The following is a 15,803-nucleotide window of genomic DNA, read 5'->3' on the forward strand; positions in this document are numbered from 1 at the left end:
TACAATGCATAAAATTAGGAAATACCGCTAAAATAAGTTCATCATCATAGCCTTTGTTTACCCTCCTTTAAAAATATTGGTTCAAAGAAGTTTCTTGGGTATAGGAGTGATGAAATGTTGCGGTATAAAAAGGATTTGCATGACCTGTAATCTGTAAATCAAATTCTTGTAGAAATGTGATAAGCTATGTTAGCTTTCTTCATTTAATATTGAAAAGTATGCTTAAAATCTATGTGGGATAACGAACAACAAAAGAACGATCCCGGACAGGACCCTGCTCTTGTCGTTAAACGCTTGCGACCTGAGCGCCGACAGGTCTCAGCGCGTTGGCTTACGGGAACGGTGCTGACGGGAATCACCTCCTGCATTCTTATGGGGATTGCACTTTTTACCGCTTTTGATGAACAACAGCGATTGGTAACACCACCACAATGGTTTATAAAAGACAATCTCTCACAAACACAAGACCCTGAAGCCAGTGGCTATAAAGGGGATCGTATTGCACCCACACATGCACGGCAAAGTTTCGACAGTAAACGCGAATTTGAGCTATCAATTCTGCAAAAAAAAGGCGATGAAAAAGTCATTCAAACACAACATTTTGAATGGATTCGCATGGCGTTAGCCGAAAAGCGTCCTCAGAAATATAACTATCCAAAATTTGATTCTTTAAGCATTATGGCCAGTGATTCGAAAGATCAAAGCATCAAACCACAAGATTCTGGGCAGATTTACGGCGCAAAAATCGAAACAAAACTCACCTTACGCAGCCATGATTTTAAGATCAGTCAATTCGATTTTGAAGACACTGATACACTGACTGATGAAGAGGCTCAACAAGAGGTCCAAAAAGCTGGATTTACTTTAGAAAAAAGTACCGAACTCCTTTCAGTTCTCACACTCATTGATCCTTTAAAATTAGGAGATGTATCCTCCCCTTCCCAAGGAACAGAATCGCCCGAAGTCCGAATCGTTCAAGAAAATGTAACCGTTTCTCCTCAAAATCACCGTATCGATCTGGCAAAAAATTATGTTGAAGATATTATTCCTATTCGTAAAAAACAAACAATAGCCGATGCTTTCAAAAAAACCAGTTACACAAAAAATCAAGTTGAACAGATTGTAAGCACTCTAGAAAAATTTAACCTTTCCGATACCCTTAAAGAAGGAAGTCTTTTACGCATTGGTATCGTGACACAAGCTGGAGAAGAAGACCATCTCGTACGCGCAAGTATTTATCAAGGAATGTATCATGTTCTCACCATTGCCCTGAATGATAAAGGCCAATTCATTGAAAGCACAGAACCTAAAATGTCTAGAGCGCTTAAAACAGCTTTTCAAAATGGTATTCCACATTCTTATATCAATAGCGCGCAATTACCAACAGCTTATGACGCACTCTATAGTGCTTTGCTAAGCCATAATATATCACAATCGCTTTCTTATCGCCTTATTCGTCTGCTTGCCACCAATGTTGATATGAAAAGTCGAATAACCCCCAATGATCAAATTGAAATATTCTATGCCGTACCACAAAGCGATAAAGAAACCAAAAATGGCAAAAAGAATCTAAAAGCAAAAGAACCCTCTCAAAGCACTGAAAGCACTGATCCAGAAATTCGTTATATTAGTGCAACTTTTGGCAATACAACTTATAAATATTACCGTTATCAATTAAAAGACGGAAGCGTTGATTATTATGATTCTGAAGGGAAGAGTTCAAAGCCTTTCTTACTCCGCAAACCTACGCCAAATGGCGTTTTCGGTTCCCCCTTTGGTCCACGTAAACATCCTATTCTAGGCTATGTGCGCATGCATACAGGGGTTGATTGGGTAGCACCTAAAGGATCCCCTATTATTGCCATAGGAGATGGTATTGTCACAAAAGTAGGCGTAACAGGCGGTTATGGAAACCATACAGAAATTCAACATGCCAATGGATATGTCAGCAGTTATTCACACCAAAGCCGTTATGCACCAGACATCAAACCAGGCGTAAAAGTCCGTCAAGGACAAGTCATCGGCTATGTTGGATCAACAGGAATGGCAACCGGTCCCCATTGTCATTTTGAAATCATTGTTAATGGTGTCAAAGTTGATCCCATGCGCATTCGTATACCCGATAGCAAAGCCTTAACCAATCAAGATCTACAAATATTCCTACAAGAAAAACACAATATTGATTCCTTAATCAACAGCCCAATAAAACCCTCTAAAGAGACTTAAAGCATGAAAACACCCTAATCACCCTACAAGTGTATTCCTCACAAAAGCTTATGAGCATTTAAAGTCTTTCAAAAAATGTCCTAGAATTTAAACAACCTCAAAGGCATTTCTGCGCTTAAGAATATTTTATAATCTACGGATACGCAAAAAATAAAACAATATTCAAAAATCATCACAGTCTCTATCCCCCAAGATATACAGGTGAAATATAAAAAAAGAGAAAACGGTGGCTCTCCTCTTAATATATTCTATCAAGAAACTAAAAACTGCATTATTCCCTATATCTTAAAAGATCACGATTAATAACAAAGTTTAAATTTTTTCTATAAAAACAAGTAAATAGTAATTACTATAAAACTTCACCTTCTTAAATTTCACAGATTTTTTTCATCTTAAATTTTTAAATTGAAATTTTCATAAATGTAAAATATGTAAGACACAAATTGATAAAATCATTTTACAGCATAAAGATAATAAACAATTAAAAAGGATTGAGTTTATGAAAGCTCCAACGATAAACGTAATAATAATAATTATTATTATAGCTTTGAGTCCTTTTTTTCTTGTCTCTGAAAAAGCGATAGCGATACCTTATCACGCGCAAAATGGAGTAACAGTCTCAAAAATGCAATCAGAAAAATTGCAAAATTATTCAGGAATAAGAATGAAGCTAAAAATCTAGGAAATTCTGGTATTTCAGTTAAAATCGAGAGAAAAGAAAAATTTAACCATGAAGAAACTGAACAAGAAAAAATAAAAAGTTGCGCAGGCACTAAAATCACACAAAGCAGACTTTTCCGTAGAAGAGAATAAAAATTGTGAATGATGACTTAACAGAATACGGTCGAAAAGAAACATATGACAACTCTGCCAAGGCATATAAAAGCCTTGGTGTTTTTGTTTATGGGGGACTAAGCAATCATGATTACGCGAATAATGTCCATGATTATACAATTCCTCAGAGAATTCAATTTTTCCCCCCGATGCCTGTGTAATAAGTACTGTTGAAAGAATGAAAGACATGAAAAAATATAAGAAGACTCTCTCAAATTTCTCTCAAGATCTCACTGAGAAGTGGCTTTTTAACGGTCTTTATCTGAGATAAAAGAAAGTTTAAGCCACTCATGGGATTATGGAGATATTCACTATGTACAGCTTCAAAATTATCCAACTTATACCGCTAATTTATCTGACGGTATCACTAAAGTAAGAATAACAAGCGCTCTTAAATGGCTAAAAGAAGATTTAGCGGCTGCTGATGCAAGAGGGAAAGTTACCATTCTCAATTTTCACGATGCGCGTCCTTATTTTGGAGATGGAGATAAAGATTCGCATTTTCTCCATCCTAAAAATGCTCGAAAACACGCTGCATTTAAATCCATCATTACAAGCCACAATGTAAAAGCAATTTTTGTAGGACACGAACATCAACGATTTTATTGCCGTGCACAAGATGATAAAGTTTTTGGAAACATTCCAGTCTATACAGCAGGAGCACTCTTCAGAGGAGACTACTATCTCGTCAATGTACGCGGAAAAAATATTTACGTCAAAGCCTATAATGGAAAAACAGGAAAACCAGTTTTGGTCGAAAATTTAGGACGAAATGGAGCCAACACCTCCCTCTGGGAGACTTGTAGTAATTTATAAGGACATTCTCTTACTTTCAACTTTCATACACAAAGGAAGCACCTTCAAATGGCCTAGGTTGCTTCCTTTGCACCACCTGTACTAAGTTTTGGCAAAGGAATAACAATTTTTGTTCCTCCTAAAGAAGACGTTTCAAAAAGAGGTTTTTCACCAAATTGCATACACAGCTGTTCCACCACCACACGACCAAGTCCCGTCTTTTGTTCTGAAGTTTGGCTCCCCAAGCCCACGCCATCATCTTCAACAATAAGCATCAATTGTCCATTTTGCTCAGGACCAAAGGAGATATAAATATGCCCCTCTCGTTGATCAGGAAAGGCGTGTTTTAAGGAATTGGTCAACAATTCACCAAGGATAATTCCAAGGGTTGTAGCATCTCTTGAAGAAAGACGACAATCTTTAAAGTTTGTGTGAATGGTAATGTTTTCACGCAATTCAAAAGGAACCGCCAATTCGACATCATGCACAACAGAACTGAGAAAATCTGCCAAGAGAGTCGTTTCCATATCATCACTCAAGCGCAAACGACGATGGGCTGTAGAAATTGTCTGAATACGATCCCGTGCAGCCCCAAGCACAGAACGGACTTCTTCATTTTTACTCCGACTTAATTGAAGCCCCAGCAAAGAAGACACCGTCCCAAGAGAGTTACCAATGCGATGGCTTGCATCCTGCAACAATATTTCAACCCGTTGGCGCTCTTTCTCGGCGTGATTGCGTGCTCTTTCTAATTCTTGTGTTCGCTCTTTCACACGGGCTTCTAGGGCGATATTTTCGCTGTGCAGCAGCAATTGATACAATTTTAAAGAGCGCACATCACGATGAAAACGATTAATAACAAAATAGGCAGAAACAAAAGTACTCACAACAGAAACAATAGCCGCCAATGTTAAAGCAGCTCGCATCAATGCGATGCCCTCACGCTGTTTTTCTCGTACCACATCATCACCATTAATAAAACTTGTCATCAATTGCGCTAAACGGGCTACGGGAATCCTCGAGACTTCCAGAGACGCAGAAGGTTGAGAAGATTGATCAGGAAGTGTATCAAGAGCCTGCATATGAGCATTCATAAATGCTTTTCGTGCTTCGACTTCCTTTTTAAAAGCCACAAACCATTCATCCCATTGCGGATGCGCATAAACAATAAGTGCAATATAATCGAGAATATCTCCCAACTCCCTCTCTGCATTTTCAAAGCGGATCTTATCTTCTGGTTTTCGGGTTTTTGCATAGCTGCGATCAGCAACAGCCATATCAATCAGGCTAATAAGAACCAAATCAGCCTGTTCGCGCAATTCTGAACTCGTATTTAACTGGGCAACTTCTCGATCAACGGCATTGGAAAGCAACATAATAAAAATTGATGCTAAAAGAGCCATAACAAGAGAAACAACAATCGCTGCCCATCGCCAACGTGATATCGTTGCATCAGAAGAAGGCATTTGAGGCAGCAAATTTGTCTTTGTTGTCATAGAGTTTCCATTGGCGAACTTGAAAGTCGTCATTTTTCAGTACAAAGGAAGGCAACCTTATGGAACAAACAGAAAAAGCCCATGAGAACGTTTCATCTAGGCTTTTCTTGTATTCCTAAAGATACACGCCAAACATTCTGAATTTCCTCAGATACTGACTTTACTCTAATAGCTATAACGGGAATAAAAAAAACAAGGTTATCCATCATAATTATTATGCTTTTTTAGCCGTTAAATGAACACAATGTACTTCCAGCTGAATAAGAATCAGGCCCATAATCGGATTCACCATCGACATTAAGAAGCTGCTGTAATCGATGACGTGCCCTGCTCACACGGCTTTTAATGGTTCCAACAGCACAGCCACAAATAGCTGCAGCATCTTCATAAGAAAACCCCGATGCCCCAATGAGAATAATGGCTTCTCTTTGATCGGCTGAAAGCAGATTTAAGGCTTTTTTAAAATCTTGCAAATCAAGCGTTCCATATTGAGAAGGATGAACCGCGACATTTTGGGTAAATACACCGTCGGTATCTTGAACTTCCCTACCTTTTTTGCGCATTTGACTATAAAACTCATTGCGCAAAATCGTAAAAAGCCATGCTTTGAGATTGGTTCCCATCTCAAAACTGTCTTGTTTAGCCCATGCTTTCATAACCGTATCTTGGACCAAATCTTCGGCTTTATCGTGCTTGCCACTTAAAGAAACAGCAAAAGCACGTAAAGCCGGCAACACCAAAAGGAGTTCTTGTTTAAAGTTTTTCGCGCATTTTGACATAAAGGATTCAAACCTTTTCCACATTGTTTAAAGCAAATTGCTCTGCACGCTCCAACTTGTCTAAAAGCTCGAGCAAACGCCGTGGTAGCGCTTCTTCTTGAATTTCCATGTAAAATTGGCGTAATTTCCGTGCTATTTCGCTGTTAGCCCCGAGAAGATCATCTCCAACTTTAAATTGTGTGTTGAGATTTTTTTCATCACGGTCGTTCATTTTTCATCCCCCTAATCCATATAATATAAGTAGCACCGCGAAGAATTTTTTCGCCTTATGGTTGTAAATATAACGCTGAGTAAAAAGTTCCATACAAATTGGAACTTTTTTATCTGCTGAGAATTTCAACCAACAAAATGCTTGAAAGGTCAAAGGAGTTATAAATTATGTCATTATCAACGCGCATTGCCCCGCATCTTCCCTATCTTCGGCGTTTTGCCCGCTCTGTCACTGGAAGCCAATCCTCTGGCGATGCTTATGTGTCTGCAATGTTAGAAGCTCTCATTGCCGACATTTCCATTTTTCCCAAAGTATCCAGTGACCGTATTGGTACCTATTGGCTCTTTTGCCATCTTTTTGACCAAACCACCCCCAATATCCCTGAACCTCTGCCCCAATTTGGACTTGAACAAAAAACCAGTGCCAAATTATCCTATCTCACGCCTCGTGCACGCCAAGCATTTTTGCTCATTGCCGTTGAAGGGTTTAATGAACAAGAAGCCGGTGAAATCATGAATCTGGATACGAAGGAGTTTCGCAAGCTTCTCAACCAAGCATCCATTGATATTTCTCAACAAATTGCGACAGAAGTGATGATTATTGAAGATGAGCCTCTCATTGCGCTCGATATTGAGCAAATGGTAGAAAGCCTAGGTCATCATGTTGTTGGCATAGCGCGCACGCGTGATGAAGCTGTCATCATGTATCATAAGAAAAAGCCACGGTTGATTTTAGCGGATATTCAATTAGCCGATAACAGCTCAGGCATTGATGCGGTCAATGAAATTTTAAAAAATGATCGCATACCGGTGATTTTCATCACGGCTTTTCCTGAAAGGCTGCTGACCGGCGAGCGTCCAGAGCCGACTTTTTTAGTGACCAAACCTTTTAATCCTGATATGGTGAAAGCGCTTATTTCCCAAGCTTTATTTTTTCAAGAGAATGCGTCTAAAGCGGCTTAGAGCAAAGTAAACCTCTTTAATTATGATCATTACACCTCTTTCAAAGCCTCCTATGGACAGATCTCATATGAGCGCGCTCATGCAAGCGATACGTGGTGCTGATATTTGTGTTCTCTATCAGGCAACAAATCTTGTTTATTTATGGGCTGAAAACTTGCCACACCATTTGCACCATAAATGGCGGGTTGGGTGTCGTGACAGCGACTTTTTTTCCCTTGACCTTGCAGACAATATGGAAACCATTAAATTGCAGGTTTTAGCCAGTGGCAGAATGCAAACCGTTGAAGCACGTTTTGAAGATACAAGCAAACAAGAAATTTGGTACAAATTTTCGATTGATTGCCACCGCAATGATAACGGAGACATTATCGGTATTATCACCACTGGTGTTAATATTTCCGGCTTACGTCGCCGTGAACAAGTGCTTAAAATTCTCCTCCGAGAAGTCAGCCACCGTTCTAAAAATCTCCTAGCGATCATTCAAAGTATTGCCAGCCAAACCGCCCGCTATACGGAATCTCTTCAGGTTTTCTTACGCAAATTTCAAGGACGTCTTCATTCTCTTTCTCACTCTCAAGATCTGATTACCGACTCCGATTGGCGTGGTGCCCAATTTCGTGAATTGGTCCAAACGCAGGCTTTAGGCTATTTAATGAAAGAAACAGAACGTTTTTCACTTGAGGGCGTTGATCCTTATCTTTTTCCCAATGCCGCTTTGCATATTGGTTTGGCTTTTCATGAATTGATTGTTAATTCTCTTTCTTTTGGAGCCCTTTCCCAAGAAAAGGGTAGCGTTCGTGTACGCTGTGAAATCGAAACAAAACTGAATGGCAAAACATACCTACGCATCACTTGGCATGAACACTTTGAATCAGGTCACCCGCCCATGAACAATAAAAAAGCCTGTTTTGGCAGTGCCGTTCTCGAAAAAATTGTTCCCATTTCTGTCAATGGTTCTGCTTCCTTCAAATTGACAAAAGAAGGCATTGTTTATTGCCTTTCTGTTCCTGATACTTATTTCGATATTTTTTCTTAAAAGAGCCTTTCAAGCCATAACTTTCTCTCTTCAGCAAAATCTCTAATCTGTTCAGTACGGTTTTTGTTCAACACAAAGATATTTTCCAACCTAGCAAAAAAAACCTTAACAATGAAAACTTTGCCACAATCAAAGTCCCTTGCCCCTGTCAATCCCCCCCTCATATAACGCCTATTCTAAGACAAAAAACCAAACAATAAAGGACAAGCGGTCTTAAGCTTTTATAGACCACATCAAAGCGAACCTCTCCTCCTCTTTTTTTGTATAATTCTCACAATGCGTATATAATTTTCATTTTAGAAGAAGATGAAATTTCAAGCGATAAAGCCACATCTATTGTCTATTGTTACTTTTCAACTTTACGGACTTAAAGTATCCACGACGACGACAATGAATTGATGAAAATGACACATTTTATGCTTTTTAACTTATCGCGTTCTGGATCATCCTCTTCGAACAAAAGAGAAGATGCAAAACAGAAAACCCTTTTTTTCACATACTGTTTTAATATTTCTCAGTGTCTTCAAGCTCATTTCAAAACAGCACCGTAACGAGAATCCTCCCCATAAAATGAACCATTAAGAAAGCCCTTTTTTACCTTCATAGCCCCTCTTCTCTCTCTTTACTCCCTAAAGTGCCCGTTGCGCATCATTTCCCCGCCCTCCTATACCAAACCCATTATATTCCCCCCAATACAACAAACCTTTAACATCAAAGAACATTCACAAATGACATGTTCAGTATTTTTTTTAATATTTCCCGCCCCCCAGTTTTCCCTTCAAACTTGGTTTTTATGATGTGCGCGCCAATGATTTTAATGAATTTAATAGAGAAGATCCTTGCCTTAGGGTTTCCCCCCTTGGAACGAAAAAACTTTAAAAACATTTAACAATGAAGAAGTCCTAGGCTTGGCAAATTGGAGTCCACGCTGTCAACCGCTCATTTGGAAAATAGTTTATGAATCCCCTTGTTGTTATTCTCTTATTGGTGTCATGTACGGATGATTTTAACAGTTGCTATTCGAACAATAAAATGGCTAAAATCTACCCAACCGCTCAAGCATGTGAACAAGCCATGGTGCCCTCCACAAAAAAATCTGCATTCTATGGACAACAAATTTTTGCCCAATGTATAAACGTGCACCCCAATTTACATCAAAAAAAAGTAAAATTGATCTGGTCTGTAACAAACCACGGAAATTTCCTTCTTAAAAGCCAAAATGTTAATGACATGATATCGATAGCCCACAAAGAAGACATTTTACCAACATCGCGTTCTCTTTTGCGTTCTGCTGACACAAACCTCTTGCACAAAAAGCTTTAAAAGCATAAACCCATCAGATCTCAAAAAAATAATCAAGAGAAGACATGATGGATAATAAGCCAATGCAACCTTCAAAAGATCATCCAGAACAAAATCCTCTGCCCCAAGATCTCCCCTTAGATCCTGCTGTAGAACGGGTGAGAAAAAAACTGATGGGTTTAATGATTATTTCCGTTTTAATAACGCTCTTCCTTATTCTGACCGTCCTGTTCTTAATCGTTTATAAAGTGGCAACGGGATCAACGTCAAAACAAACAGAGCTCTCTTCCTTCCATAGCAAAAATCCACCTGTTATCCACCACACGCTCTCCTTACCGAAAAACACACAGATTTTGTCGCAAAGCCTCACAGAAAACAATCTTGTCTTGAAGGTTTTAACCCCTGATCAACAAACAAAATTTATGATTTATAATTATCATACCGGTGCACTGATTGCCGTTCTTTCTCTTGAAACAACAGAAGAAATATCAACGACAATACCTCATTAAGCAAATCAACATCACTTCCCTACACGCGTATTTTAAAGGCTTAAATTTTTCCTAGGCTTAAAGAGCATACCGCTTGAACAACAACGTTTTTTCCTTCATCGCCCCTCATCGAGATAAAAAAGCAACCTTTCATTTAATACATTCCCATTCTTTAAAAAACGGATATTGCCTATAAAAACGCAAAAGAAGGTGCAAAAAATACACTTTTTTAAATACAAAAATTCAGCCGATTGATTTATAATGATCCTTTATTTTTTACATGCTAAACGAACGCTTCAAATACTGTAAGATTCTCTCATTTCAACTCTCTTGATGAATGAAGTTCATCAAAATCATTTCCTCACACATACGAAAAGAAGCATATAAATGAAAAGACCTCTTATATGAACTAATTTCAAGAGCCAAAGAAAGAGCTGTTGCAACATTGATAAATGAGAGCAACGCTGGCCCAGCGTGCACCTTTTATGAAGCAAAGACGATCGATGGCTTTTACAGTATAGCAGTCCCGCAGTGAAATGAGCTGGAGTAATAGTGAGAGATATTCATACTGGTGCGAATAAACAAAGCAATCGTTTCTTTTATAAAAGAACCGCTTCTTAAAATACACAAACATGGATTTTCTCTGTATCCCCTCCATTACTTCCAAACCAAGAGATAATTTCCCCTATCGCCCCCTAATTGGCGATATTGCCCATGAAAATGCAAAGAATGAAAATTGAAAGAAAGTGCAAGAAGCCACGCACAGATACATCACAACACCAATGGCACCCCATGCACTGATAACGCATTTTTAAGGCGTTTAAACGTTTTCCTCTGCTTCAAGATTAACCACACGGCGACGGCGCGTTTTTCTCTGCATTCCCTCACTTAATCCAGGCAAAGAAGCAATCTCTTCTGTTGATGTTGATGCATCGCCATTTTTAGAGTTTTCTGCTGTTGTCAGTGAAAGCTCTAGAGGTACCTCGCTTTGCTGCGCCCGAACCGTACGCCGACGCGGAGAACGACGTGTTTTCTTAATAGGTTCAACATTTTCCTCAGAGCGACAGTCTTCCTGCGCCATTTTTTCATCCGAGAGAGTCTCTAAAGCATTATTTTCACGCGCATCGCCATTTTGTGCTTTGGCATATGAGCCATGACCATTCTTTTGCGACTGTATCTGTAATAGATCTGTATCACATTCAATGGCCTCTGTTTTTTGAGCTTCAGGATTTATTTCACCACATTCCTGCCCGTTGTTTTCATCACGATTTTCATCATCACGATTTTCATCACGTCGCGCCGATTGGGCCATTTGCCCAGCTGCTGCTAAAATAATACGCAAATAATGCTCGGCATGTTGTAAATAATTTTCCGACATCACGCGATCACCGGCACCTTGTGCATCACGCGCAAGGCTGATGTATTTATCGGCAATTTGCTGAGCATTCCCACGAATTTTAACATCCGGACCGCTACTTTCATAATTGCGAGACAACGGATTAGGACCGCGACGATTATTATTGTTATTACCATTATTGTTATTATTGCGACCGCGTACCCGTCTATTTTGTTGTGGCCTCATCTTTATCCCTTTTTTTGGAGTGTGTGTCTTAATTGACTCTTCTTCATTGCATCATTTTTTGATAATGCTGATCATGTTTAACATACGGTTATCAAGCTATCCGCGTTTTATTTCTCTCAAACGAACCCTACTGAAGTTGATAAAAGCATATATATTTTTTTTGAAAATCACAAAACAGCAGGGAAATTGTAAACCAAAAATTCCCTATTTCTCTGTCAACCAGCAGAAACCTAGTGATGTTCACATAAAATGCCAAGTGTTTTTTTTAAATAAACCATATTTCACTAAAAAAAATAATTATCTGTGGAAAACAAAAAGGAGAAAACACGTACAACATTCTGACAAAGAAAAAACCACTGTCAGAGAATACGAGAAGTTTCTCTTTTTCTTCTGTCCTAAAACCACCGTTCCTAAAAACGCCGATATTCTTTCCCCCTCGTGCTTTGAATTCATAAGCACTTCCACCCTAATCGAGTCGCTCGTACGAGCCTCTCTATTTTATGATATATAGCCTCTCTTTACCGCTAAAGCAACCCCTTGCGAGCGATAATCCACAATCGCTTCACAAAATCTCTTAATTCTTATAGATAGATTAATATGAAGAATTATTCAAGCCCTATAATTACCAAGAGGTCACTCTTCTTTCTCAAACATGCCAACGACCCTCTCAATTCTTATTTTAACCCCATAGATTTTGAAGTAAATCATACCCCTTCATTGATAACAAATTGAGCCTAAAACCAAATGATTAAATACAAAAAACACCTCCTCCTCAAAGTCTATCAATAAGAATGACATAACGTATTTTCTCTTTTATCCTTGTCTTATAAAGAAAACTGGAGCGTATAAAACAAGCCCATTTATAAACGCAATAGAGCATTTTACCCATGAAAAACCTTGAAGTTTATACCCTCTCAAAGAAATATTTTTACTCAATTTTGTCATATCTATTGACATATTTTTCATGTCTATTGACTTGAGCCCCCCATTAAAAGACGAGATTTCTCTATCCACACTGGTTTGTCAACAGTCCAAACTTTTTTCAAATTCATACAAAAAATTGATTTATAAAGATCATTTATCTTTTTTATATTAAATTTTTATCTTGAGTAAAAAACCTTCATAGCGTAGGATTCTCTCATTCTCAATCTGTTTCCTGTTGGATCAATCAAAATTATTGACTTTCTCGTTACATGTAAAAGAGCCTGCGTTACAGTCAAAGTGGATAAAGACAAGACTTAAAAACGCCTTTTATGGACCATTTTAAAGGTCAAGCAAAACCTGTCCGTGACATTGGAGGGCTAAAGTATGAAAACACCAATTTGCACTTTTATGAAACATAGAGAGGAATGCTTTATCAATTTTATACACTTCATGGGCGCCTTCCCCACTCACGAAACACCGTCAAAATAGGTCTCTTGCGTCTGTTATTTTCTTAAATGAAAAGGCTTCAACAAGTTCTCCTGCAGCTTCCCCCCCTAAAACACTTCAAAGAAACACCCACGCCTTATACGATCACAGCTGAAACGACAGGTTTCATACAAAATAAAGACATTCAATTAATAGAGAGAGAGTCAGAGAAGAGTGAGGCATTTTTTATCGTTTCATCAAAATTCGCATCCTTTAACTTTCCGTGTAACACTTTAAAAGTAATTGCGTATTTTACCTGTTTCACTATCCTTTTCATTGAGAAAACAATCCCGTAAGAGAAAATAATTTCCATCCCCTGGTCGTACCATCGCCAAACATTGTTTTTTTGCAGTATCAGAAAGCTTATCCCACATTTCACGAATAGCAAAATAGGCTTCACTTTCCAAATTAAGACAATGCTGATAAACCTCTCTTTTCATATCGGGCATCACGGAAGCAGAAATTTCCTTGCAATACACGCGCATATCAAAGACAGGAATTGCCAATTCAACAGGCGCTTGTTGTGCTATTTTTTTATCAGAAGAAAAATAACTAACCGCCTTTGCAATAACTAAACACGAAACCACGATACAAAAGAGTATCACGCAAACAAAAGCAATCTTGCGATATAATTTTTTGAAATAAGCCTTTTGTCTTGCGCGGATTCTTTTTTCCATAAAGACGATACCCTTTAAACATCCCAAGAGAAGCTTTTTACAGCAAAAAATGATAGAAGCATCTTTTACACAATACAGAGCATAACAGCAAATGATCAATATTCTTGAAAGACTCTTTTTTCTCTACACCGTTAATATTTTTTACTTTTTTTTATCGTATAAAGTTATTATGAAACACCTTCCCCCTTTATGAAAGAACAGAGATTATAATTTTCTCTCCCCTGCTTAAAAGACAAAAATTATTCATCCATCCCAATCTGTAAACAATTCATCTTCGCCAAAACACATCCCATTGATTGATAAATAATATTTCATTATTTTGCATATTGTTTGCATATTGAATGAGAAATCCGAAGAGCGAAAGGTTCTCCCATATCTAAACTGTTTCCTATTACAAAAAACCACTCGTTTGCACGTTACAAGCAGTTAAGCCATATGGATCAAAAATTGTACAAAACAAGTATGCGTCTCTAAGCGTCGTCAATTCTAAGAGCGCTTATCGAAAACATTGTGGGCTAGAAAAGATATGCAAGCGCCAGCATGACCTTTTATAAAACGTCAATAAGTTTTATACACTTCATGGAGTCTTATATCATTCAGCTGCCCCCTTACAAAATAAGCTTTAAGGGTAGGAGGCTCTTTTAGAGCTTGTTGAAAACATTGAAAACTGGACAAATATATTGAGGCCTTTCGGTCTTAGGAGAAGGACATGAGCCCCAAAAGAGATGCAAAAAACGATAAGATATTCTCTTCATTATTTTAAATAATATGGATCGTTTTAAAAGTCGTAAAGCAAAAAGTTGCTGACAAGACACGTAATTGTACGCCTTTACATTCTCAATAAAGCTCTCTCTCCATTTTAGAAATGTCCCAAACAAAAAGCCCCATCTAGCATAAAAAAGCCGGAGTCACGAGTAGGGTTTCCCCATTTTAATCAGAAAATTCTTATTCGTCTTACTCTCTCTCAAACAGACTGCAGCGTTAGGATTTGATCTTGATTGACAGACTATAAAAAAGCCATGTGTTCTCTTAAAAAAATAATAAAGTTACAAAACATATAGATTGAAGGGGTGTTGCGAATTTTTATCAAAAACGCTGTAAAAACAACAACTATAACACAATTAATAACCCACTAATAACATCATTTGTTTTGCTGATCGCAATATTCCTATCAATCTCTTCTCTTTAAAATCCGTTATGCCTCTTCTTATGCCTTTCCCTAGGTGTTCACCCCTCTTATATCCAATATTTTGTGTCCAATCCCCTTGTCTCCTCTCCATAAAGATCAAAGAAATAACAATCCTAATCTCGCAAATATGAAAGGAAGGCATGACAGAATTTCGCGCGCCTTTCTCATCAAAAGCATGAGACATTCTGAAATAAGCCTCCTGCTGTCTCATCATGTTTTTTCTGCTACCGATCAAAGTCCCCTTAAGCTCTCTGAATTACCTCTCACAAGTTAGGCAACAAAAAGACACAATGCTACAAGCAAAGATTAACATATGGCTCACATGGACTTCATTCCTGCTTGCGTAATGAGCTTGGCAGAATCCTCTTGGCCTTCCCCGTTGGCTTTCTTTCCTCATGAGATCTCTATCACCATAGATAAAGAAGCGTTATTGTATAAAATGTTATGGACAAAAGCGCCCCGAAAAGTCCATGACATAACGAAAAAAAACATTTACATGAGGATCAGCAGAAAAAATTTTCCCTCATATTCAACACACACGAACACTTATGTATAAAATCTTACACGCCTCTTCCCTCAAAGAAACGCCCCGACAACGAGATAATATTAAATGTAAAATTCCCCACAAAATTTCCATGTAAATATTTTTCCCATACCATCTAAAGGAAAAGAATAGATTTTTCGCTCGAAATCAACAAACTCTATTAAGAACACAACTCTCTTAAAAACCCATTGGCATTGTTGATGATGCTGGCATTTATGAGAAAGCCTCCTTGAACGTGTTCCCTATTTTAGGCTTTTCCCCACCCATGTCAC

The 15,803-nt window shown here is 38.2% G+C and carries 10 protein-coding genes and 1 pseudogene; 6 read left to right on the forward strand and 5 right to left on the reverse strand.

Annotated elements, in window-relative coordinates; genetic code table 11:
- Positions 1-231: 231 nt before the first annotated feature.
- Both CER18_RS08700 and CER18_RS10805 read left to right on the forward strand, forming a co-directional pair.
- Positions 232-2,226, forward strand: coding sequence for a M23 family metallopeptidase (locus CER18_RS08700; protein WP_100129606.1), 1,995 nt, complete (start codon positions 232-234; stop codon positions 2,224-2,226).
- Between the two features lie 815 nt (positions 2,227-3,041).
- Positions 3,042-3,876 (forward strand): annotated as a pseudogene (locus CER18_RS10805) (hypothetical protein); the annotation flags it as partial.
- 53 nt (positions 3,877-3,929) lie between these two features.
- Here CER18_RS10805 and CER18_RS08715 read toward each other — a convergent pair.
- From CER18_RS08715 to CER18_RS08725, 3 genes are all read right to left on the reverse strand, one after another.
- Positions 3,930-5,351, reverse strand: a complete 1,422-nt coding sequence (locus CER18_RS08715; protein WP_100129608.1) for a sensor histidine kinase — start codon at positions 5,349-5,351, stop codon at positions 3,930-3,932.
- 224 nt (positions 5,352-5,575) lie between these two features.
- A complete protein-coding gene (locus CER18_RS08720) occupies positions 5,576-6,130 on the reverse strand; it encodes an RNA polymerase sigma factor (RefSeq protein ID WP_100129609.1) in 555 nt (184 codons plus the stop codon).
- A 7-nt stretch (positions 6,131-6,137) separates the two neighbouring features.
- On the reverse strand, positions 6,138-6,341 hold the full coding sequence (locus CER18_RS08725; RefSeq protein ID WP_100129610.1) for a NepR family anti-sigma factor: 204 nt from the start codon (positions 6,339-6,341) through the stop codon (positions 6,138-6,140).
- Positions 6,342-6,508: 167 nt separating this feature from the next.
- Between CER18_RS08725 and CER18_RS08730 the strand changes: the two genes are divergently transcribed.
- The 4 genes from CER18_RS08730 to CER18_RS08745 all read left to right on the forward strand — a co-directional run bounded on the left by CER18_RS08730 (position 6,509) and on the right by CER18_RS08745 (position 10,150).
- Positions 6,509-7,303 carry a response regulator gene (locus CER18_RS08730; protein ID WP_100129611.1) on the forward strand — a complete coding sequence of 265 codons (795 nt, stop codon included), beginning with the start codon at positions 6,509-6,511 and terminating at the stop codon, positions 7,301-7,303.
- A 22-nt stretch (positions 7,304-7,325) separates the two neighbouring features.
- A complete protein-coding gene (locus CER18_RS08735; RefSeq protein ID WP_100129612.1) occupies positions 7,326-8,339 on the forward strand; it encodes a sensor histidine kinase in 1,014 nt (337 codons plus the stop codon).
- A 957-nt stretch (positions 8,340-9,296) separates the two neighbouring features.
- Positions 9,297-9,662 (forward strand): hypothetical protein, encoded by a 366-nt coding sequence (locus CER18_RS10585; RefSeq protein WP_100129613.1) that lies wholly within the window; start codon positions 9,297-9,299, stop codon positions 9,660-9,662.
- A 44-nt stretch (positions 9,663-9,706) separates the two neighbouring features.
- Positions 9,707-10,150 carry a hypothetical protein gene (locus tag CER18_RS08745; RefSeq protein WP_180299420.1) on the forward strand — a complete coding sequence of 148 codons (444 nt, stop codon included), beginning with the start codon at positions 9,707-9,709 and terminating at the stop codon, positions 10,148-10,150.
- A 799-nt stretch (positions 10,151-10,949) separates the two neighbouring features.
- On the opposite strand, the gene CER18_RS08750 is transcribed toward CER18_RS08745, so the two are convergent.
- Positions 10,950-11,711: a DUF4167 domain-containing protein gene (locus CER18_RS08750; RefSeq protein WP_100129615.1), complete on the reverse strand. Its 762-nt coding sequence runs from the start codon at positions 11,709-11,711 to the stop codon at positions 10,950-10,952.
- Positions 11,712-13,354: 1,643 nt separating this feature from the next.
- The gene (locus CER18_RS08755) at positions 13,355-13,798 is read right to left on the reverse strand and encodes a hypothetical protein (protein ID WP_100129616.1); all 444 of its coding nucleotides are present in this window, start codon (positions 13,796-13,798) and stop codon (positions 13,355-13,357) included.
- Between the last annotated feature and the right edge of the window lie 2,005 nt (positions 13,799-15,803).

It is taken from the genome of Bartonella tribocorum (assembly GCF_002777915.1).
Classification (GTDB): domain Bacteria; phylum Pseudomonadota; class Alphaproteobacteria; order Rhizobiales; family Rhizobiaceae; genus Bartonella; species Bartonella tribocorum_A.